This is a genomic window from Bacillus sp. N1(2025) (assembly GCF_053470005.1).
Genome location: NZ_JBLTJB010000017.1, coordinates 12,055 through 31,847, shown reverse-complemented (window position 1 = coordinate 31,847; position 19,793 = coordinate 12,055). Strand labels below are relative to the sequence as shown.

The 19,793-nt window shown below is 45.4% G+C and carries 22 protein-coding genes; 21 read left to right on the top strand and 1 reads right to left on the bottom strand.

The features are described 5' to 3' along the window. The first annotated feature begins 32 nt into the window (after window positions 1-32). The 17 genes from ACNFN4_RS21510 to ACNFN4_RS21430 all read left to right on the top strand — a co-directional run bounded on the left by ACNFN4_RS21510 (window position 33) and on the right by ACNFN4_RS21430 (window position 12,639). Window positions 33-281 carry a hypothetical protein gene (locus tag ACNFN4_RS21510; RefSeq protein ID WP_053285405.1) on the top strand — a complete coding sequence of 83 codons (249 nt, stop codon included), beginning with the start codon at window positions 33-35 and terminating at the stop codon, window positions 279-281. Between the two features lie 145 nt (window positions 282-426). Continuing rightward, window positions 427-957 (top strand): YfbU family protein, encoded by a 531-nt coding sequence (locus tag ACNFN4_RS21505; RefSeq protein WP_053285404.1) that lies wholly within the window; start codon window positions 427-429, stop codon window positions 955-957. A gap of 83 nt (window positions 958-1,040) precedes the next feature. Next, complete coding sequence (gene terS, locus ACNFN4_RS21500; RefSeq protein WP_053285403.1) at window positions 1,041-1,922, top strand: phage terminase small subunit; 882 nt, start codon at window positions 1,041-1,043, stop codon at window positions 1,920-1,922. Next, window positions 1,922-3,268, top strand: coding sequence for a PBSX family phage terminase large subunit (locus tag ACNFN4_RS21495; protein WP_053285402.1), 1,347 nt, complete (start codon window positions 1,922-1,924; stop codon window positions 3,266-3,268). The genes terS and ACNFN4_RS21495 overlap by 1 nt, the downstream gene beginning before the upstream one ends. Further along, complete coding sequence (locus tag ACNFN4_RS21490; RefSeq protein ID WP_053285401.1) at window positions 3,234-4,781, top strand: phage portal protein; 1,548 nt, start codon at window positions 3,234-3,236, stop codon at window positions 4,779-4,781. Before ACNFN4_RS21495 ends, ACNFN4_RS21490 begins: the two co-directional genes overlap by 35 nt. After that, on the top strand, window positions 4,765-5,682 hold the full coding sequence (locus ACNFN4_RS21485; RefSeq protein WP_053285400.1) for a phage head morphogenesis protein: 918 nt from the start codon (window positions 4,765-4,767) through the stop codon (window positions 5,680-5,682). Before ACNFN4_RS21490 ends, ACNFN4_RS21485 begins: the two co-directional genes overlap by 17 nt. A 43-nt stretch (window positions 5,683-5,725) precedes the next feature. Continuing rightward, complete coding sequence (locus ACNFN4_RS21480; protein WP_053285399.1) at window positions 5,726-6,370, top strand: hypothetical protein; 645 nt, start codon at window positions 5,726-5,728, stop codon at window positions 6,368-6,370. Window positions 6,371-6,393: 23 nt separating this feature from the next. Further along, window positions 6,394-7,569 carry an XkdF-like putative serine protease domain-containing protein gene (locus tag ACNFN4_RS21475; RefSeq protein WP_053285398.1) on the top strand — a complete coding sequence of 392 codons (1,176 nt, stop codon included), beginning with the start codon at window positions 6,394-6,396 and terminating at the stop codon, window positions 7,567-7,569. A 29-nt stretch (window positions 7,570-7,598) separates the two neighbouring features. Then, window positions 7,599-8,534 carry a phage major capsid protein gene (locus ACNFN4_RS21470; protein ID WP_053285397.1) on the top strand — a complete coding sequence of 312 codons (936 nt, stop codon included), beginning with the start codon at window positions 7,599-7,601 and terminating at the stop codon, window positions 8,532-8,534. A gap of 11 nt (window positions 8,535-8,545) precedes the next feature. Beyond that, window positions 8,546-8,896, top strand: a complete 351-nt coding sequence (locus ACNFN4_RS21465) for a YqbF domain-containing protein (protein WP_053285396.1) — start codon at window positions 8,546-8,548, stop codon at window positions 8,894-8,896. Between the two features lie 5 nt (window positions 8,897-8,901). Beyond that, the gene (gene yqbG, locus ACNFN4_RS21460) at window positions 8,902-9,294 is read left to right on the top strand and encodes a protein YqbG (protein ID WP_053285437.1); all 393 of its coding nucleotides are present in this window, start codon (window positions 8,902-8,904) and stop codon (window positions 9,292-9,294) included. After that, complete coding sequence (locus tag ACNFN4_RS21455) at window positions 9,291-9,653, top strand: DUF3599 family protein (RefSeq protein WP_053285395.1); 363 nt, start codon at window positions 9,291-9,293, stop codon at window positions 9,651-9,653. Before yqbG ends, ACNFN4_RS21455 begins: the two co-directional genes overlap by 4 nt. Then, on the top strand, window positions 9,650-10,153 hold the full coding sequence (locus ACNFN4_RS21450) for an HK97 gp10 family phage protein (RefSeq protein ID WP_053285394.1): 504 nt from the start codon (window positions 9,650-9,652) through the stop codon (window positions 10,151-10,153). The genes ACNFN4_RS21455 and ACNFN4_RS21450 overlap by 4 nt, the downstream gene beginning before the upstream one ends. 14 nt (window positions 10,154-10,167) lie before the next feature. After that, window positions 10,168-10,605: a phage tail terminator family protein gene (locus ACNFN4_RS21445; protein WP_053285393.1), complete on the top strand. Its 438-nt coding sequence runs from the start codon at window positions 10,168-10,170 to the stop codon at window positions 10,603-10,605. Next, window positions 10,602-10,793: a hypothetical protein gene (locus ACNFN4_RS21440; protein ID WP_088461988.1), complete on the top strand. Its 192-nt coding sequence runs from the start codon at window positions 10,602-10,604 to the stop codon at window positions 10,791-10,793. Before ACNFN4_RS21445 ends, ACNFN4_RS21440 begins: the two co-directional genes overlap by 4 nt. Next, complete coding sequence (locus ACNFN4_RS21435) at window positions 10,794-12,194, top strand: phage tail sheath family protein (RefSeq protein ID WP_053285391.1); 1,401 nt, start codon at window positions 10,794-10,796, stop codon at window positions 12,192-12,194. It abuts the gene before it with no gap. A gap of 1 nt (window position 12,195) precedes the next feature. Continuing rightward, window positions 12,196-12,639, top strand: coding sequence for a phage tail tube protein (locus ACNFN4_RS21430; protein ID WP_053285390.1), 444 nt, complete (start codon window positions 12,196-12,198; stop codon window positions 12,637-12,639). 288 nt (window positions 12,640-12,927) lie between these two features. Here ACNFN4_RS21430 and ACNFN4_RS21425 read toward each other — a convergent pair whose 3' ends face one another. Then, a complete protein-coding gene (locus tag ACNFN4_RS21425; protein ID WP_073982158.1) occupies window positions 12,928-13,017 on the bottom strand; it encodes a putative holin-like toxin in 90 nt (29 codons plus the stop codon). 151 nt (window positions 13,018-13,168) lie between these two features. Here ACNFN4_RS21425 and ACNFN4_RS21420 point away from each other — a divergent pair, with 151 nt between their 5' ends. From ACNFN4_RS21420 to ACNFN4_RS21405, 4 genes are read left to right on the top strand one after another with little or no spacing between them, the layout of a single operon-like run. Continuing rightward, the gene (locus tag ACNFN4_RS21420) at window positions 13,169-13,618 is read left to right on the top strand and encodes a phage tail assembly chaperone (RefSeq protein ID WP_053285389.1); all 450 of its coding nucleotides are present in this window, start codon (window positions 13,169-13,171) and stop codon (window positions 13,616-13,618) included. Between the two features lie 41 nt (window positions 13,619-13,659). Beyond that, complete coding sequence (locus ACNFN4_RS21415) at window positions 13,660-13,791, top strand: hypothetical protein (protein ID WP_223198305.1); 132 nt, start codon at window positions 13,660-13,662, stop codon at window positions 13,789-13,791. A gap of 42 nt (window positions 13,792-13,833) precedes the next feature. Then, window positions 13,834-19,140 carry a phage tail tape measure protein gene (locus ACNFN4_RS21410; RefSeq protein ID WP_053285388.1) on the top strand — a complete coding sequence of 1,769 codons (5,307 nt, stop codon included), beginning with the start codon at window positions 13,834-13,836 and terminating at the stop codon, window positions 19,138-19,140. Further along, window positions 19,133-19,792: a LysM peptidoglycan-binding domain-containing protein gene (locus ACNFN4_RS21405; protein WP_025284113.1), complete on the top strand. Its 660-nt coding sequence runs from the start codon at window positions 19,133-19,135 to the stop codon at window positions 19,790-19,792. Before ACNFN4_RS21410 ends, ACNFN4_RS21405 begins: the two co-directional genes overlap by 8 nt. Window position 19,793 lies beyond the last annotated feature (1 nt).

Below are 19,793 nucleotides of genomic sequence, written 5' to 3'. Positions count from 1 at the left end.
TCTGATTCATATTGTAATGGAGGACGGGGAGCATGACAAGAGAAAAAACAAACGTATGTTCCTATTCTGATGAAGAGAAGGAAAAGCTTCTGCTTTTACATAAAGCCGATGTTCTTGAAAATATCAGTGAATCAAAAGAGAAGTATCGGAAAATCGTTAGTGCAGGCATTGCACAGTGGATCAGAGACTTTCAAAACGGTCGAATAGAGGTAAACACTGTGGACGACTTAAAAAAGCTCATAGAGCTTGATATACAGCTTCAGAAGGATGAAGAAATATAAGTTATCTCACATTTTTGTGTTTTTCTCTCCTCTTAGTATAATATTCATAAAGGGGAGGTAAAACATGGAAGTCATTCATTATAATAGTTCTTAGTAACTTGTCATAAGTCCTTAGAGAATATAAAAAATATAAGGAGCGAATTTAATGACATTAAATTTTACAAAAGAGCAGCGAGCTATATTAATCAACCAAATGGAAATCCTAAAAAGATTAGACCCTCAAAGCGAGGCTGAATATGAAAGAAACATAGAAGTGCTTTATAATGGCTATTCTCACTTTTATGAAGAGATTTTTGGGCACATTGAAGATGAGTTTTCTCCTGAAATTACCCGTAAGGTTTTTGATGTTTTAACTATGTATAGAGCTCTATATTTTGGCTTCAAGAATCTGACAAGTGAAGAACAAGAGGAAATTTCTGAAGAAGATGTTTTATTCCAAGGGTTTGATGGGAATGAAGAACCGGATCATTACTGTTTTGCAAACCATGTTGTGAAAGAAGCGGGACTTTATTCTGAAATGGAAGACCTGATCAAAGAAGGAAAGATAGAAATGAATTCTCATAGAAACAGAGTTCGTTATTATAATGAGTTGCTCTCACGTTGGACAAAAGTCAGAGAAGATGCTGGCGGAGAACATCTAACACTTCAACAAATAAAAAATGTATTAGGTAAATGATCAAAAGGCCTCGTAAGGCCTTTTTGATTTTCTAAAAACAAACTCAAACTCAATTAGATGGCTCGGGGGTGGGTGATGATGTAATGCCAAGAAAAAGAGATCCACGCAGAGACGAGGCTTTTCATTTGTGGAAAGAGAGCGGCGGAACCAAGAAATTAAAAGACATTGCCGATGAATTGGGCGTCACCAGCAGCACTGTCCGCAAATGGAAAGCGAATGATAAATGGGAAGAAAAAATCAATGGGAGCGCTCCTAAATCGAAAGGGAGCGCTCCTTTTCGTCCGGGCGCTCCAAAAGGTAACAAAAATGCCCGGGGTAATAAAGGAGGCAAGGCGCCGCCTGGCAACAAAAACGCCAAAGGGAACAGAGGCGGTGCCGCTCCCAAAGGAAATAAAAACTCTGTGCGTACAGGTGAGTATGAATCAATCTTGTTTGATTTCATGGATGATACAGAAAAAGAGCTGTTTGATCAGATTGAAACTGACCCGCTCTATCAAATTGAGTTAACGATCCGGGAGCTTTATTTAAAAGAGCGGCGTATGATGCAACGCATTATGAGAATTGAAAATGGATTAAATGAGAAGCAGCGCCGTGTTCTTCAACAAATGCGCAAGGTAAAAGACATCATCCCAACTAATGACAAGAAAACAGGACTTGTAAAGCATGTGCCGCTTATGAACGAGCGGCTGGTTGTCACGGAAGTGGAAGAAACAGCGATGCGGTCCATTGACGATATCTTAAATATTGAAGAAGCAATGACCCGTGTTACCGACAGGCGGCTGAAGGCTATTCGTCAAAAGCATGATATCACCCGCTCTATGGATGAACACGATCTGAAGCTACGCGCCATGTATCTGACAAACGAGACAAAACAAGCTGAGCTTGAACGCTTGACCGCAAGACCTGTGGATAACTCTGTGAATATCATAATAGAGCGTAAGCGCAAGGATAAGGATGACAGCTGATGACTGTTAAAAAAGTAAACCCACATTTCGAGGATTTCCTTTTTGACTGGAACCAAAAGTTTCAGTTTTTGGTTGGCGGCTATGGGTCATCGAAAAGCTATCATGCTGCGCTGAAGATCATTCTGAAATTACTCACAGAGAAGCGGACAGCGCTTGTTATCCGGGAAGTTTATGACACACACAGAGACTCAACCTTTTCTCTCTTCGAAGAGATTGTCAACGAATTAGAGATTGATCACGTTGTTAGGTGTGTTTCGTCACCGATGCAAATACGGTTTCCGAATGGCAGCCGAATTATTTTTAAAGGGCTGGATAAGCCGGCCAAGCTGAAATCAATTAATAACATTTCGATCATATGGATTGAGGAATGTTCTGAGGTGAAGTATGAAGGCTTTAAGGAATTGCTTGGGCGCCTACGTCACCCGACATTGCCGCTCCACATGATTCTTTCTACAAACCCGGTCGGAGAGGATAACTGGACATTCCGGCATTTCTTCAAAGATGACCGCCAAAAACGGTTTGTGCTTGATGATAAAGAGCTTTATGAAAAGCGGACGATCGTTGTGAATGACACCTATTATCATCATTCAACTGCGGAAGATAATCTGTTTCTGCCCGAAAGCTATGTGAAGCAGCTCGATGAACTGAAAGATTATGATCCAGACCTTTACCGTATTGCGCGGAAGGGGCGCTTTGGCGTTAATGGTGTGCGGGTTCTTCCTCAATTTGAAGAGCGTCCGCACGAAGAAGTCATGGAGGCTATCGAAAACATTCACCGCCCACTTAAACGAGTCGGCATGGACTTTGGTTTTGAGGGATCGTATAACGCTATTGTCCGGCTCGCTGTGGACACGGAGAAGAAGTACCTCTATATCTATTGGGAGTATTACAAAAATCAAATGACGGACGATAGGACGGCCGAAGAGATAAAGGAATTTGCGGAGACAAAGGAATTGATCAAAGCGGATGCCGCCGAGCCGAAAACAATCCGTTATTATCAGCAGCAAGGGTTCAATATGGTGGGGGCTCGGAAGTTCCAGGGTTCACGTCTTCAATACATTAAGAAGATCAAGCGGTTTAAAAAGATCATTTGCTCTGACCGTTGTGAAAATACGGTGTATGAGCTGAAGCCGCTCACCTATGCTACCGATAAGCTGGGTCACATCATTGAAGACAAGTTCACGATTGACCCACATACTTTTTCAGCGATATGGTACGCGCTGGATGATTACGAGGTTTCCGATCTTAAAGAAAAACCAAAAGGACGCCCGCAGCGGGCCAGACCGGTTAGGGAAGAAAGGGGGTTATCAGATGACGAAGCAATCAGTCAAAGCACGAGTGATTAAAGCCGCTCCGCCTGCCGAAACGACAAAACAAATATATGCTGATGAATTTGCAGGCCATTACACGGAAAACATGATCATGGAGCCGCCATACAACCTGAAGGAATTAAAAATGATAGCTGAGTATTCAACAATGCTCCAGCAATGTGTGGATGCCTATAGGACAAATATTCTTGGTTTTGGCTTTGACATGCGATACACAAAGGATATCAATTCACATGAAGTAGATCCTGCAGAAAAAGCGGATGCGGATAAAGAATGGCAACAGCTCGAGGAGTTCATAAAGCATCTTCATTTTGATGAATCAGCAGAAACACTGCTCGGCTTCTGTTTAGAAGATCGGGAAAAGACAGGAAACGGATATATAGAGGTTATCCGTAACGGTAAAAATCAGCCTGCCGGCATTGAATACATGGCTGCGGAATATGTCCGGGTGTGCAAGCTATCTGATCCTATAGAAGTTCCTTTCAAATACTTTGAATCAGGTCAACTAAAGACTATGAAAAGGCAGAAGCGGTTTCGGAAATATGCTCAGATGATTGATGGGCGAGTCATTTATTTTAAGGAGTACGGCGACCCGCGCACCCTTAACCTTGAGACAGGGCAGTATGAAGAAAACACTCCTATAGAAAAGCAGGCCAACGAGGTTGTGCATTTTAAGATAGGAAGCGGCGCTTATGGGAAGCCGCGGTGGATCGGTCATATTGTCAATCTATACGGCGCCCGCAAAGCAGAAGAGCTGAATTTCATGTACTTTAAACAAGGCCGGCATATTCCCGCTGCTATTACGATCGAGAACGGAATGCTCTCGGAGGATTCGTATAAACAGCTGCAGGACTATATGAACGGCCTTGAAGGCGTGGAAAACTCACATAAATTTCTTTTGCTCGAAGCTGAAGGGATAGCCAAAGGGAAGAATATTCATGGTGATGAAGAAATCGTACCGGTCAAAGTGGACATCAAGTCACTGGCCGAGATTCTTCAGGAAGATGCTTTGTTCCTGGAATATGACCAAAAGAGCCGGGATAAAATCCGCTCTGCTTTCCGGTTACCGCCGATTTATACCGGGGAAGCGCAGGATTACAACAGGGCGACAGCTGACACAGCCAGAAAGATTACTGAAGAGCAAGTCTTTCAGCCGGAACGAAATGTACTTACCGGCAGACTGAACGCGTTATTTTTAAATGATCTTGAAATTCATAAAGTAGAGCTGCAGTTGAAAGGCCCGGACTTTCAGGATCCGCTTGAAATTGCAAAAGTGCTGACTCCTTTCATTACGGCTGGTGCTGTATCACCTAACGATCTGAGGGATCTGGCCGGGCGCGTACTCGGCAAAACGCTTGAGGAATGGCCGGAGGAAGAATACAATCGGCCAATTGGTAAGAACGAATCAACGCCTGCAGCGGATCCATTTACGGCTCTGTTTAAATCCGAGAGCGGCACTCCTGATGTGATCGGGCTGTTGAAAGATATGCGGGATGTGTTGGAGGATTTGAAAAATGAACAAAACCGATAAGCTGCTGGTCAGTCTTAACTCATTCATTCAAAAAGCCGAGGAAAGCGAAGGTCAGAAGCTTGTGGAGACGATTCCTGACTTCCCCGGCCGCTCTAGGATACCTCGTTACGTGGAAGATTATGAAAAAGGCATCGCCAGATTGTTCAGGAGCCAGCGTAAGAGGTTTTTAAAAGGATTGAACGGCTTTGTAAGCAAAGCTGATTCAGAGACGCTACAGGAGCTTCTGGTGTTTTTTACGCAGAACCTTTTTGCAGAGGATGATTTTCAGGAAGAGTTCCAGGAACTGACCGAGGATTTTCTGCAGCAGACGCTTGAAGAGCTGGCCGCTGTCATAATGGATTCAATCGATCCTGAAGTTCCGTTCAAAGTTCTTTCCGCTCGCTCGATCGACTGGATTAAGGGGTGGTCAAAGAGACTGGCCGAGATTATGCAGCTCAACACACATGAGGCGGTGGAAACGGTGCTGACGGAAGCTATTGACTCAGGCTCGTCTATCCAGGAGATTGAACTGACTCTGAAGGATATGCCGCATTTCGATAGACCGAGAGCCCGGACAACGGCCATAACCGAGGTGCTTGCCGCTTCCTCTGCCGCTCAGCATGAATCTTATACGCAGTCCCCGGCGGTATCTAAAAAGAAATGGCGGCACAGCGGAGGAAAGAAAAACAACCCGCGTGAGAATCATATAGACCTCGACGGCACCATTGTTGGTGTTGATGAAGAATTCAAGATACCAGGAAGCAGCGAAACCTGTATGTATCCGCGAGACACAAAGCTTTCCGCTGCTGAGCGGGTTCATTGTCATTGTGTATTATCTCCTGTAGTAGATAACAAGATTTTAGGTTTGTCAGCTGACGAAAAAGAAGAGATTCGCAGAGAAGCCTTAGCAAACATGGAATAAAATAGTATAATCTCCATATCAAACTAGGAATGGAGAATTAGCTATGGAATGGAGCAAGGTTTTTGATCTTCTAAAAACAATCTTAACTTCATGGCCGTTGGCTGCAGTAGTAATAGTATTTGCTATTCGTAAAAGTCTAAAGACGGTTATAGAAAATAGGCTATTTAGCTTTAAAGTAGGGAACGTAGAGATTATTTTCGATAGACTCTTGGAAAAAGTGGATCAAAGTTTACAAGAGGCGAGTCAACGATCTGAAGAAGAAAAGGTAGATTCTGAGACAATGAAAGAAGCTGAGAATACTAAAACAGAAAAATTTGAATACAAGCTACCAGAGACCCCGCCTTCAATCGTAAAAGAGTCGAATGATTATTCTTACATTGTAGCAACAAAGCCAAGGCTATTAGTGAAAGAATCCTGGAGGGAAGTTGAACGTAAAATTAGAAGTTTAGTGATCGAAAGTGGAGGTAACGATTTTCGTTTCAAGCACCCTAAAAATAGCATGATTTATTTAACTAAAGAATACCCACAGTTAGGGAAAGCACTTAAGTCTCTTTTAGAGCTACGAAACTTCTTATTAAATGAAAACTACGAGCTAAAAAGTGTCGATGCGACTATTTTTCGTTCTCGGTGTCTAAGCGCAATTGACGAATTAAATAAATACATGGAAAAGTCTAATGTTGCAAATTAGTTTCTTGAAAGGAGGTGAACAAAATGCCAAGAGAATTGGTGAACGCAAAAATCACACATGTTTCTTATGTAGACAAGGCTGCTAATCAAAAGCAGTTCTTTTTTATGAAATCAGAAAAACAGCCGGACTTTCAAAAGGAAGTCAAGGTCCTTGCAAAAGAAGCGGACGAGCAAAAACTTGTTTACGGTATCGTTTATGAACCGGACACAGTGGATGCTCACGGGGATTTCATGACAGCTGCAGAAATTGAGAAGGCCGCTCACGGCTTCCTGAAAGATGCCCGTGAAATTGATAAGCAGCATGACTTTCAAGGCGGTGTCGGTGAAGTTGTTGAATCTTATGTCGCCCCTGCTGATTTTGAAATGAACGGTGAAACCATCAAAAAAGGATCCTGGGTGCTTGTGACAAAGGCTTCCGAGGCAGTTTGGGATGAAATCAAAAAGGGCGAGATTACCGGTTATTCAATGGCCGGCATCGCGGATATCGCAAAACAAAAAGAAAAGCCTGTTTCTCCAGAGGACAACCACGAGAAAGGGCTTTTTAATTTGGTCAAAAACTTTTTTAATGCCAGTGTGGCCAAGGGCGCGGTTCGGGACAAATATGACGAGGGGCGCCAACGCCGTGAGTTTTGGGCCGCACAAGATGCGTTAAACTCAGCTTTATTCAAATGGGACTATCCCGGAGAGATGGAAAATGACCCTGCAAAAATCAAAGAAGCTCTGCAAGACTTCGTGGATATCGCTCAGGATGTATTGATTTCCGATGACATTCTAAAAGCGATCGGGCCGAAGCCGGAAGAGCTGCAAAAGGCCGGCCGGAAATTCTCGGCTTCAAGCTTACAAGAAATTAAAAGCGCTCATACCGCTCTCGGCAACTTGCTGAGTCAGGTGGAGACGGAAGGAGAGGAAGAAGAAATGAACTCAGAGGATGTAGCAAAATCCATCGAAGCAGCGTTAGAGCCAATTCAGAAGCGGCTCGCGGAATTGGAAAAAGAGGAAGAACCTAAAAAGAAGAAAGACGAGGAAAAAGCATCTGAGGAAGAAGAGGCTGAGAAGTTGAAAAAAGCCATCACAGACGCTGTTCAACCGCTCGCTGATCGTATTGATGCCATTGAAAAAAGCCGCGGCTTTTCTAAACAAGAAGAGACCACGCAGGAAACCGCAGATGTTAAAAAATCAATCTGGGCCGGGCTTCTTTAAGTAGAAGCGGCAAACACAAGGAGGATCACATGAGAAATCACGAGGTAATTGAAAAGGCAGAGATGACGCTTGCCAGCTTAAAGAGCGGCGGCATGATGAACCCAACACAGGCAAATGCTTTTATTCGAATGGTTCAAGATGCGCCGACTATCTTAAATGAGGCGCGTGTCATTCCTATGGATCACGATACGCAAAAAATTGAGAAGATCGGGTTTGGGCAGCGGATTCTCAGAGCTGCCCAGGAAGGTGTTTCGCTGACAAAAGATCAAAAGGTTGTTCCGTCAACAAGCACTGTCAGCTTGAGCACAAAAGAAGTCATTGCAGAAGTAAATATCACCTATGACACACTTGAAAACAACATTGAAAAAGAGGGATTGCAAAATACAATTATGCAGATGCTCGCTGAACGTGCGGCCGTTGATATTGAAGAGCTGTTAGTAAACGGTGATACAGCATCTTCAGACTCATATCTTGCGCAAATAGACGGAATTCGAAAGCAAGCCACATCTCATATTGTGGATGTAGCGGGCGAAGAGCTGACTCGCCAGGTCTTCAAGCGTGGATATAAAGCAGTTCCTTCAAAATATCTCCGGATTCCGCAGGAGTACCGTTTTTATACCTCTCCTGGCATGGAAGTTGAATGGAAAGACCGAGTGGCTGACCGTCAGACTTCTTTAGGAGACACTGCGGTACAGGGCGGACTTTCTTCAGCGTTTGGTGTTCCGGTCAAAGGCATTGCCAACTTGCAGCCGTACACCACAGGTGAAGGGGATAGCGCGTCAGATGTGTCAGATATTATCCTGACTCACCCGAAAAATATCATTCTCGGTTTTTCGCGCAACATTCGTATTGAAGTAGATAAGGATATCCGCCGCCGTATGTTCGTGATCGTCCTGACGGCTAAGCTGGACAGTAAATTCGAAGAAGAAGACGCTGTGGCTAAAATCATCAAAGTGAAAGAGTAGGTGAATAAAATATGGCCGACACATATACAGCGAAGTTGATAGCAGGTCAGACATACGATGTTATGGGGTATGTCTTCCTGCTTAATCAAAAGCGTGAAGTGGAGAAGCCCGTCTATTCTTATTTGAAGAATAATGAGCAGTTTGAGTGTCATTTAATTAAAGAAGAGCCGAAGGAAACGGAAAAACCTAAAAGCGATGATGACACGGCAACAAAGAAGAAGTACACAGAAACAGATTTGAAGGGCATGAATAAAACTGAACAAGAAGCCATTGTTACTGATCTTGGCGGCAATCCGTCTGACTTCAAGAATGCAGATGAAAGAATTGCCTTCATCCTTGAACAACAAGGAAAAGAAGAGTGAGCGGCATGTTAATTACCCCCGCTGACTTAAAGGCTTACTCGGTTTTTGATTCAGTCAAAGATCGGCCGGACGTGCTGCTTACCCAGGACATCATAGAAGCCGTTGCTGAAATTTCGTTAGAAGTTGGCCATGATTTTTCAGGGGAGGAATATGATCCTCTTCCTGAAAGGGTCAGGCTTGCCGTTTTAAAGATGGCGCAGTTTTATGCACTGATCAATTCGGATGAGTCAATCACAAAAGGATACACGTCCGAGAAGATAGGCGATTATTCGTACACTCTCGGGAATGGAAGCACCATTCAAAAACCCAATATCTATTCACTGATTAAGGATTACGTGGTGCCGGCTGATTCAGATCTTGAAGGCACAGAAGTAAAAATGAGGATGAGGTCTATATGAGTTACCGCTCCTTATTGACTCACCGGTGCGATGTTTATCATCTGCAGGAGAAACACGAAGATCAAAAAATGAGATACGGCGTGCCTGTTCCCGATGCACCGCCTGCTTACTCTTATCCCGATGAGCCTGATATAAAGAGTCAGCCCTGCTATTTTACTGAGAAGAGCCAATCAATTGTTCAGCAGGAGCCGAACGCGGCCATCTATCAGTCATTTATGATTCATTTCCCTGCTTCTGCAGATATTCGAATCAATGACAGAGTGAAATGGGAAGGCACTGCCTACAAACTGCAGCAGCCGCGTTTGATTAAAAATCACCATTGGGAAGTGACGGCGGTCAGGGAGGTTAATTACCTATGAGAATTAAGGGGCTCGATCAATTCGTTCAAGCGCTGCACCAGGCAACCCACGGAGGACTGCGGCAAGAATATGAGATTTGGCTTGAAGGAATGGGGTATCAATTCCTTGATATTGTCCAGGATGAAGTGATCCAGACTCAGACGGTAGACACGCGCCGCCTGCTTAACTCATTTCATAAGGGCGATCAGGAGAACATCTTTTCTATGACAGCCGGTAAATTAAAGCTGGATGTTGGAACGAATCTGGATTATGCCTCTTACGTCAATGACGGGCATTTTACCATTGATCCGTCCAAGAATCAGGACCGTCGCTGGGTGCCGGGCCGGTGGAAAGGTGATCGCTTTGAATATGATCCTGCTGAAAAAAACTCCGGAATGCTGCTGAAGTTCAAATGGGTTGACGGTTCAGGGTATTGGGATAATGCAATGGCCATCTTTGAAATGATGTTTGAGCGCAGTCTTGAGCGGAAGCTCCAGCAATGGATTGAAAATAAATTTTAGGCGGTGGCAGCAGCATGAATAGTGAAGTTGGCTCAATCATGGGCTATCTATACAATTTGTATCCTGTCCAGGTATATGAGGAAGAGATACCGCAAGACTTCGCGGTCCCATCTCTTTACTTCCCGCCGGCTTCTACCGCCGACGGTCCAGACACAGTTTCAACATTTCAGAAAGTCTATGTGCTAAACGTGAAGCTTTTTCATAAAAATGCACAGAAGGCTCATACAGAAGCGGAAAGGATAGCGGATGTCCTTAGAAGTAAGAGAGGATTAATCCCACTCCTGAAGGAATCTGGTGAAGGTACGGGTGATTTTATTCGTCTGTCACGGATTGAAACCCGAGTAACGGATGATTATGCAAGTATTGTCCTGAATTGGACAGGCCGCTATTGGTACGAGCGAGAAGAAAAGCCAGCTCTGAATGATTTTGATTTTACAAGCGGGGTGAAATGATGGCCACTAAGTCAGAAAAAGCAGAAACTGCTTTCTATATCAAGGATTTGAGGGGGCACAGTCGTGAGCTCTTTGGGGTAAAGCCCGAAGTATTTGACGGTGCTCTTTTTCATGTAGACAAAGAAAGAATTACAAAAACAGAAGCGAAGAAGCTCATAACTCAGTTTCTTCAAAAGGAGGTTAAATAGATGAACGGCGGAACATTTACACCAGGCAAGGAAAAAGAGCGTGCGGGTATCTACTTTAATTTTAAAACGACCGCCGAGGATCGTGTGTCTGTCGGTGAAAGGGGAACCGTGGCGCTCCCGATCGCATCTAGTTGGGGAGAGCTGAAAAAATTCATTTCTATCTCTTCCATTGAGGATTTGAATAAGAAGATCGGATTAAACATTGATAATCCTTCGCTCCTTCTGCTGCGTGAAGCAATGAAGAAGGCAAAAACAGTATTGCTTTATCGGTTGACTGAGGGTCTTCGCGCATCTGCAGAAATCAGTGAAGGCGTTAAGGCAACCGCTCTTTATGGCGGGACCAAAGGGAATGACATCATTATCCGTATCACTGAGAATGTCATTGATTCAAAAAAGGTTGATGTCATTACGTATCTCGATGAGTCAGAAGTTGATAAGCAGACCGTAGCGGCCGCGGAGGAATTGAAGGCAAACAGCTATGTATCCTTTACTGGAAAAGGAGATTTGACCGTATCCATCCCGCTTACCGGTACATCACCTGCCGATGCAAGCGGAGACCTACCGGCATCCGCCGGCACCCGTCTTTCCGGCGGCACAGATAAGATCCCAACGAACGCCGACTATATGGATTTCTTAGATGCAGCTGAAACGGAATACTTCGACACCATTGCTCTGCCAGTAGAAGACAATGACCAGCTGAAAGCCACGTTCGTGGCATTTGTGAAGCGGCTAAGAGATAACCAAGGTCAGAAGATTCAAGGCGTCCTCTCGAATTATAAAGGGGATCATGAAGGCATTATCAATGTGACAGGCGGGGTCCTGCTGGAAGACGGTACTGAGATTACGCCTGAAAAAGCTACTGCCTGGGTGGCCGGGGCCAGCGCGGGGGCTACCTTTAACCAATCCCTTACGTTTGTTGAATATGAAGGGGCTGTGGACGTTTTAAACCGCATTGATAATGATGAAATTGTTGAACGACTCGCTAAAGGTGAATTTTTGTTCACTTTCGATCCCCGCGATAAGGCGGTGGCTGTTGAAAAGGATATTAACTCCCTGACCAGCTTAACGGCTGAGAAAAACAAGGTGTTCCAGAAGAACAAAATTGTTAGGGTCCTTGATGCAATTAATAACGATCTGACATCTCAGCTGAAAGCATTAATTAAGTCCAGAAAAGCGAGCGGTAGCGATGTCCCGGCTTCGGATGACGGCCTACAGTTCGTGAAAACCCTGATCACTCAATACATGGGAATCCTTCAAGATGGGGGCGGCATTACGGGGTTTGACTCTGAGTCTGATATCGCGATTGTTCTAAATGAGGATCGGGATGGATTCATCATTGACTTGGCCGTGCAACCTGTTGATGCAGCAGAGAAATTCTACTTTAACGTGGAGGTGAAGTAAGGTGGCTTTTAAAGCGCAGAATACGATATCTGGTAAAGAGGGGCGCCTCTTCTTGGATGGTGAGGAATTGGCTTTTATCAAAACGTTTGAAGCAAACGTGGAGAAAAACAAATCAGAAGTCAATGTCATGGGCCGCCGTATGACCGGCCACAAAACAACTGGTGCGAATGGAACGGGAACAGCGACATTTTATAAAGTCACATCCCGCTTTGTGCAGCTGATGCTGAACTATGTGAAAAAAGGTGAAGATCCGTATTTCACTCTGCAAGCGGTGCTTGATGATAAATCATCTGGCCGGGGGACTGAGCGGGTTACTCTCTATGATGTGAACTTTGATTCTGCGAAGATCGCGGGGCTGGATGTGGATTCCGAAGCATTGGAAGAGGAAGTGCCGTTTACCTTTGAGGACTTTGATCTTCCTGAAAAGCTGAAGGATTCGTTTTAATTAAAATGGTGCCACATTCAGAAACGCCATTTTAGTTACTTTTTGTAATAATTTTTTGTTTGCAATTGCTAATTTATTATTAACTTTGCTATACTAAATGTATATAAAAATGTCAAATAGACGTTTTTAAAAGGTTAACGTCTTGGTTTTTTGCATAAAATAAAAATGACCCGGCTGCAACCGGGTCGGTATAAATGTTGGCCCATCAAGAGGGCTGGCTTAACAACTTCATGAAAGATTTACGGATAGACTTCACCCTTTAACTTTTCCACGAGCTCAAGGGTGGGTCTATTTCTTTTTTATATAAGTCAACAGGGCAATTATAAAAGAGCCGAAAGCAAGCATAAGCATTAATGCTTGAAACGTTGACATGAGCATCACCCCCCTTCATGAGGGAGTGAGCCAGACCGCCCTTGAGGTGTTGAAAGCCAATTCATTTATACTAAACCATATTGTACCATAACACTCTCAAAAGCCGAGAGTGTTTTTTATTGTCTGAAGACAAACAAAACAAAAGGAGCTAATTAACATGAGCGAAAAACAAAACGAAAAAGTATATGATCTTTCATTCTTTATGCCAGGACAAACAATCGAAGCGGAAGAGGTAAAAGTGCCGATTTCAAAGCGGTTTAAAGACAAGGCGGGGAACGTGGTTCCGTTCGTTTTCAAAGCAATTACGACTGAGCGCATCGATGAGTTAGAGAAAGAAAACACAACATACAAAAATGTCAAAGGCCGCGGCCGTGTGAAAGAACTGGACAGCCAGCGCTTCTATGCACGAATTGCTGTTGAAACGACTGTTTACCCGAACTTTAAATCAAAAGAGCTGCGTGAAGCTTACAAGACAGAAGATCCGGTGGAAGTGGCAAAGCGCATCCTTTCTGTCGGCGGGGAATACGCTAACTGGCTGAACAAGGCAATCGAGATCAACGGTTTTGAAGATGATCTGGAAGACCTTGAAGAAGAAGCAAAAAACTAATACGGGGCGGGGATAAGGAGGCTGTGTATTTCTATTTCGCAATGCACGAGCTGAAATATTCCCCGTCTGAATTGAGAGAGCTCTATGAAGCTCCGCGTGAATACAAGGCGCTGCTGTACGGCGCAATTGCTTATAAACTTGATTTGCTTGAAAAAGAAGCGAAAAAATCATAGGTAGCTGTTAGAAAAAGAAGCAGAGAAAGGAGGAAAATAACCATGGCGAAACTAACAGCCACATTTGATCTACACGATAAGATGACCAAAAAGCTCCGCAAAATACAAGGAAATGCTGAAAGACTTCAGAGGGCCGCTAATGGCCCTCTTGTTTTTGAAGCTGATGACCGGACACAACGGACCATACGGAGGATAGACCGCTCAGCTACCCAATTGACGCGGCGCCCCCGCTCTCTCGATGTCCGTCTCGATGATCAAGCTTCAGGAGGGTTAACTCGCATCAGGCGGCAGACTGAGGACATCACAGAAGGGGAACATGAGGTCAGGGTATCGGTGGATGACCGGGCGACCCCGCGTCTGCGTTTAATCAGGGGAAGTCTGTCTGATTTACAACGATCAGACGCAACGCCGACTGTCTCCGTCAGAGACCGCGCATCTGGGGATTTAAATTCTCTCCGACATCGCGTTTCAGATTTAGATGGATCTGAGGCAACGCCGACTGTGTCTATTAAAGACAAAGCTTCCGCTGCTCTCGATGCTATCGAGAAGAGGTTGGACAGCTTAAAGACTGTCACGATTACATTAGCGGCAGCGGGTGGATTATCAGGCGGCGCAATTATGAACTCCGGAAAAAATGCAATGGCTCAGGACGCCTATGTCTCAGCAACCTCAAACGTGAGCAAAAAAGATGCAGGACGGATGACTGACGACATTTTCTACAAAAACAAAGTCGGTGGATCCCGGGAGGAAGTAAGCTCAGCATTAAGGGGACTCTCGCAACTGACGGGGGCATCCGGCCGGGCGCTGGCGGAACTCACCGAGTCTTCAAGCAAAATCGCTCAATTGATGAATGCTGACCAAGCTGAAGTAGACCGGGCGTTCAGTGCTATGTATAACAACTTGAAAATGACTGGTAAAGAGAGCGGGGACACCATCGCTTACATTTACCGGAATGCTGGTGACCAGGCTGACGATTTGCTGGACACAATGAATGAATACAGTTCCACTTTCAAAGACATGAAGCTTACGGGCGGTCAAATCGCAAACGCCATGATAAAAGGGACCAAGGGCGGCGCCCGGAACTTCGACAACCTTGCCGACAGTATGCGTGAATTTAACATCCGTCGCACGGAGATGTCAGATAACCAAGTCGCCGCGTTTGAACAATTATTTGGCGGCAAAGAAACGCAAAAAATGTTCAAAGGCTTCAAAGACGGTTCTATCAGTGGACAGGAAAGCCTCTTTAAAGTGGCTGATGCGCTATCCAAGGTCAAAGACAAGACCAAGCGTGCTGCCATTGCAACTGAGCTTATCGGGACGCAGTACGAGGACTTAAAGCAGCCAATCCTTGATATGGCTGAGGGAATCGGCACAAGTGCGAAAACAACCGGCGAGCTAAACCGCAGCTTTACTCAGCTTCGGAATAACAATCCGATGACGCCTGTAAATGATGCTATTAGGGATTTTGAGAGTATATCAAAGGATATGGGAACCTCATTGTTAACCGGTCTTGGCCCTGCTTTTGATAAGATTAGTGACTTCCTGAACAGTAAAGAAGGCAAAGAAAAGCTGAAAGAGATTAAGAACGACATAACCGATCTTGGAGAAGCTGTCGGTGACAAGCTGAATAAGGCTATCGAATTTACAGTTAATCACTGGGATGAACTGAAAACAGGGTTTAAGGTTGTGGTCCCGCCTCTGATCGGTTTAATAGCTTATCTGAAGATTCTCCGTCCGATCCTGAAAGGAATAGGCACAGCCGGCGGCGATGCTGCCCGCGTCATAAAAAAACTGATTCCTTCACGAGCGGGTTCAGCATCCGCAGATCCCAATACGAGAAACGGTAGAAGAAACGGAAGGGCCGGCAGAGCAAGCCCAACGAGTATAGCAAGGAGCGGCAGTCTGACAGGCTGCTGTTGTGCTGGCGGTTTCGGCGGGGAAGGCCGGGGAAAAGGCAGATCATCTGGCCGACAAGGAGGCGCTGCCCGCAGGAATCCCGCTCGTGGGACAATCAGCGTGCCTGCTGATCGCTTAGGAAGAGAACGGGGGCGTACAGGGGCGGGCTCCGCTGCCGGTAGGGATGGAATTTCAACCACAAGAACAGAACTCCGGTCTGCCGGCCAGGCTTCGTCCAAAATGGGGAAAATCCTTAAACCGCTTTCCGGAGTTGGAAAGTTTGCGAAAGGAATCCCGGTACTTGGTACAGCGTTGGCGGCAACGGGGCTTATCGGTATGAATAAAGATAATGCCGGTGAAAAGCTCGGCTCTTTCGGGGGCAACATGGCAGGGGCGGCTGCAGGCGGGGCAACCGGCGCGGCAATAGGCTCTGTCGTTCCAGTTGTGGGAACAGCTGTCGGTGGATTAGTCGGCAGTGCTGTTGGCGGCATTGCGGGATCAGATGTAGGTTCGTCAGTGGGGCAGTGGTTTGATAAGGGCGGCATGTCAAAGACATGGGATAGCATCAAGACTGGCGGCGGAGATGCCTTTGCCTGGGTATCCGAAAAAGGGCAGGACGCCTTAGACTGGATCACCGACACCTGGGACGATCTATCATCTTGGTTTACGGACAACGTCTGGGACCCAATTGGTGATTGGGTCGGTGATACCCTTGACGACATAAAAAAGAAATTTGAAGACGGAAAAAAGTGGGTTACTGATACCTGGAATACAGTATCAAATTGGTTTGATAAGAATGTGTGGACGCCCATCTACAATACAGCTGTCCCGATTATCAATTTCGTAGTCGGCATTTTTGCTTTTGCTTGGGATGGCATCAAAAAGATATGGTCTATCGCCTCAACTTGGTTCATGGATAATGTTTGGAATCCAATGAGTAAGGCGGTAACCAGCGTGGCAAAATGGATCTGGACAAAGATCACTGATGCGTGGAATTGGATCTCCGATACATGGTCTACAGTCTCAACTTGGTTTATGGATAACGTTTGGAATCCAATAAGTGACGCTGTTGCGACTGTGGCCGGCTGGATACAAACACATATTGATTATGCTCGAATCTGGATCCAATTAAAGTGGCTTCAAGTGGCGACATGGTTCTATGACAACGTCTGGAATCCAATCAGTACAGCAGTTAGTGATGTAGCAAACTGGATTTGGACGAAGCTTAATGATGCGTGGACTTTTATTTCGGACTTATGGTCAACTGTGTCAACTTGGTTCATGGACAATGTCTGGAATCCAGTAAGTGATGCGGTGACAACGGCAGCAAAGTGGATCTGGACGAAGCTTAACGATGCGTGGAATTGGATCTCCGATACATGGAATACGGTTTCCACTTGGTTCACTGAAAATGTATGGAACCCCATTGTCACAAAAGTGGAAAATGCTAAAAAATCAATCACGAAAAAGTTTGAGGATGCCAAAAACGCAGTTACCGGCGCTTGGGGAGGAATTGAGGCTTGGTTCAAAACAAATGTCGGTGATCCCCTGGGGAAAGTGGCCGACGGAATTAAAAAGAAGTTTGAGAAAACGTTTTGGTGGGTCATTAAACTTAAAGAGTTAGCCGACGCCGGTGGGGAGTTTATCGGTTCCATTATACATCGTGGTGAACAAGTCACTGGACTGCACCAAAAGGGGAAAACTTCAACAAACAACAATTCGGCAGGAACAGGAATTGGCTTAGCTCGTACGCAACAACAGCCTGCAAATAGTGTTTTTCCGCCAAAACAAAAAAGCGTACTGCAAAAGAATGCCACAGGCGGCTTCATCACAAAGCCTACTATTTCATGGATCGGTGAAGCCGGTAAGGAGTTTGTTATCCCCGTCGATAATAATCGTGGTCGCGGTAAGATGCTTCTTTCACAGGCGGCTTCTAAGCTCGGCATGAGTGTTGTGGACGATATGGCTGCAGCTTCAAGCGGCGGTGGTGAATCTTCTGTTTCTCCATTATCCAGTGGTGCGGCAGTTTCCGCTTCTGTCTCTCCAACAGTAGACACGTCCAGCCTGAATGACCAGGCAGCTACATTTGGTCAACAGTTCTCACAAGGCTTTGATCAAGGTATAAGCGACAATGTTGTGTCTATGGATGCTTGGAAACAGAAAAACGTTGGTCAGCCTATGAACAGCTTAATTTCCTACTCGCCGAATTATGGGAAACAGGTTATCAATGGGTTTGCCAGTGGCCAGAACAGCACTGCGACAGGTACGGATGGATTTCTGCAAACCAAAGTCAAAACCCCTTTCCAAAATACTGTTAACAAATCAGGGTCATGGGGAAGCGGGACGGTGAAGGGATTCGCTTCCGGCCAGAACAGTACGGATCCCGGCACTGCCCAGTATGTCAGCTCTCGTATAGAAAAGCCTTTTCTCCGTTCTAAAGAGTCCTCCAACGGATGGGGGAGCGGAATGATCGGCAACTTTATTACTGGGATGGCATCCAAGGGCAGCGAAGTATCTGAAGCCGCGAAGGAACTTGCTAAAAAAGTAGAAAAAGCATTCCGTGAGGAGCTTGATATCCATTCGCCTTCCCGTGTCATGATGAGTCTTGGCCGCTTTGCATCAGTAGGGGTTGTTAAAGGTCTCGGCTCAGTCGATGTGAAAAAGTTTGCCGAAAAACAAGCGGGTTCACTTGCGGCTGCCTATTCCGGAATGGGGGCAGTCAGCGGCAACGTGAAGGAATGGCTAATGTCTGCAATGATCGCAACTAAAACTCCATTCAGCTGGCTTCCGGGCTTGATGACAATTGCACAGAATGAATCAGGCGGCAACCCTAATTCCATTAACTTATGGGACAGCAATGCCAAAGCCGGCCACCCGTCACAAGGGTTAATGCAGACGATCCCAAGCACCTTTGAATCTCATAAGGCGCCGGGAATGAATGATATCAGCAACCCAATTCACAACGCTGCTGCCGCTATCGGCTATATTAAAAGCAGATACGGATCGATAAACAATGTGCCCGGGATTAAGAGCCTGGCGCGCGGCGGCCCATACGTCGGTTATGCCAATGGTGGTTTGATCACTAAGGAGCAGATCGCCCGTGTTGGTGAAGGGAATAAACGGGAGTGGATCATTCCTGAAGAGCGGGGCATCCGCGGCCGTTATTTGCTTGGTCGTGCCGCTCAAGCGCTTGGAATGGAGGTAACTGATCCTGCGCAGACGGGAACAACTGAACTCTCTTCCGGGAAAGTATCTGCGGCCACCTCGGGCGGCACGCAGACAGCGGTTGCCGCTTCCGGCAGCAAAGAAATTGTAATTCAACTTAACGGCGATCAACATTTTTATAACAATCAAGACGCCGATAGCCTCGTGGCCAAAATCAAACAAGCTCTGATAGATGAATTAGAGAAGGATATCAATACCGGAACGAAAGGAGTCGTAGCTTTTGACTAAGTCTGTTTATGAGTTTTGGATATCACAGGGTAAGGACAGGCTGCGGCTGCCCGTCCTTCCGGAACAGATCGACATATCTGATACGATTCAAAATGACTCTGTAAAGGTTGCCCGCTTCGGTGAGATTACCTTTATAGATAATCCTGGAGCGAAAGAAATTTCGTTCTCTTCCTTTTTTCCAAAGAAGCATAGTCCGCTCTCCGAATATAAAGGGTTTCCTTCCCCAGAAAACGCAATTGCAAGAATAGACAAATGGTTGAAATCGAAAAAGCCTGTTCAGTTTTTGATTACCGGAACAAAAATAAACTTAACCTGCAGCATTGAGGCTTTTTCGCACAGTGAGGGACAAAAGGACATAGGGGATCGAGATTTTGAAATCAAGCTGAAGGAATACAGGACCGCTTCACCCCGGAAGATAAAACAAAAGAAGAAAACAAAGAAAAAACGGCCGTCAAAATCTGCTCCCAAAACATATACCGTGAAAAAAGGGGATACTCTTTGGGATCTGGCGGGCAAATTCTATGGGAACAGCATGCAATGGCGGAAAATATGGAATGCCAATAAAACGGCAATGATTAAACGCAGCAGAAGAAACATCAGGCAGCCGGGCCACTGGATATTCCCCGGACAAAAATTAAAGATTCCGCAATAGC

Bases quoted from the DNA above. Each gene is read 5' to 3' on its own strand.
- ACNFN4_RS21440 (WP_088461988.1), top strand. From the start codon at position 10,602: ATGATGGCCACTAAGTCAGAAAAAGCAGAAACTGCTTTCTATATCAAG.
- ACNFN4_RS21510 (WP_053285405.1), top strand. From the start codon at position 33: ATGACAAGAGAAAAAACAAACGTATGTTCCTATTCTGATGAAGAGAAG.
- terS (WP_053285403.1), top strand. From the start codon at position 1,041: ATGCCAAGAAAAAGAGATCCACGCAGAGACGAGGCTTTTCATTTGTGG.
- ACNFN4_RS21490 (WP_053285401.1), top strand. From the start codon at position 3,234: ATGACGAAGCAATCAGTCAAAGCACGAGTGATTAAAGCCGCTCCGCCT.
- ACNFN4_RS21420 (WP_053285389.1), top strand. From the start codon at position 13,169: ATGAGCGAAAAACAAAACGAAAAAGTATATGATCTTTCATTCTTTATG.
- ACNFN4_RS21475 (WP_053285398.1), top strand. From the start codon at position 6,394: ATGCCAAGAGAATTGGTGAACGCAAAAATCACACATGTTTCTTATGTA.
- ACNFN4_RS21450 (WP_053285394.1), top strand. From the start codon at position 9,650: ATGAGAATTAAGGGGCTCGATCAATTCGTTCAAGCGCTGCACCAGGCA.
- ACNFN4_RS21465 (WP_053285396.1), top strand. From the start codon at position 8,546: ATGGCCGACACATATACAGCGAAGTTGATAGCAGGTCAGACATACGAT.
- ACNFN4_RS21445 (WP_053285393.1), top strand. From the start codon at position 10,168: ATGAATAGTGAAGTTGGCTCAATCATGGGCTATCTATACAATTTGTAT.
- yqbG (WP_053285437.1), top strand. From the start codon at position 8,902: ATGTTAATTACCCCCGCTGACTTAAAGGCTTACTCGGTTTTTGATTCA.
- ACNFN4_RS21485 (WP_053285400.1), top strand. From the start codon at position 4,765: ATGAACAAAACCGATAAGCTGCTGGTCAGTCTTAACTCATTCATTCAA.
- ACNFN4_RS21425 (WP_073982158.1), bottom strand. From the start codon at position 13,017: ATGCTCATGTCAACGTTTCAAGCATTAATGCTTATGCTTGCTTTCGGC.
- ACNFN4_RS21415 (WP_223198305.1), top strand. From the start codon at position 13,660: ATGCACGAGCTGAAATATTCCCCGTCTGAATTGAGAGAGCTCTATGAA.
- ACNFN4_RS21410 (WP_053285388.1), top strand. From the start codon at position 13,834: ATGGCGAAACTAACAGCCACATTTGATCTACACGATAAGATGACCAAA.
- ACNFN4_RS21505 (WP_053285404.1), top strand. From the start codon at position 427: ATGACATTAAATTTTACAAAAGAGCAGCGAGCTATATTAATCAACCAA.
- ACNFN4_RS21470 (WP_053285397.1), top strand. From the start codon at position 7,599: ATGAGAAATCACGAGGTAATTGAAAAGGCAGAGATGACGCTTGCCAGC.
- ACNFN4_RS21455 (WP_053285395.1), top strand. From the start codon at position 9,291: ATGAGTTACCGCTCCTTATTGACTCACCGGTGCGATGTTTATCATCTG.
- ACNFN4_RS21495 (WP_053285402.1), top strand. From the start codon at position 1,922: ATGACTGTTAAAAAAGTAAACCCACATTTCGAGGATTTCCTTTTTGAC.
- ACNFN4_RS21435 (WP_053285391.1), top strand. From the start codon at position 10,794: ATGAACGGCGGAACATTTACACCAGGCAAGGAAAAAGAGCGTGCGGGT.
- ACNFN4_RS21480 (WP_053285399.1), top strand. From the start codon at position 5,726: ATGGAATGGAGCAAGGTTTTTGATCTTCTAAAAACAATCTTAACTTCA.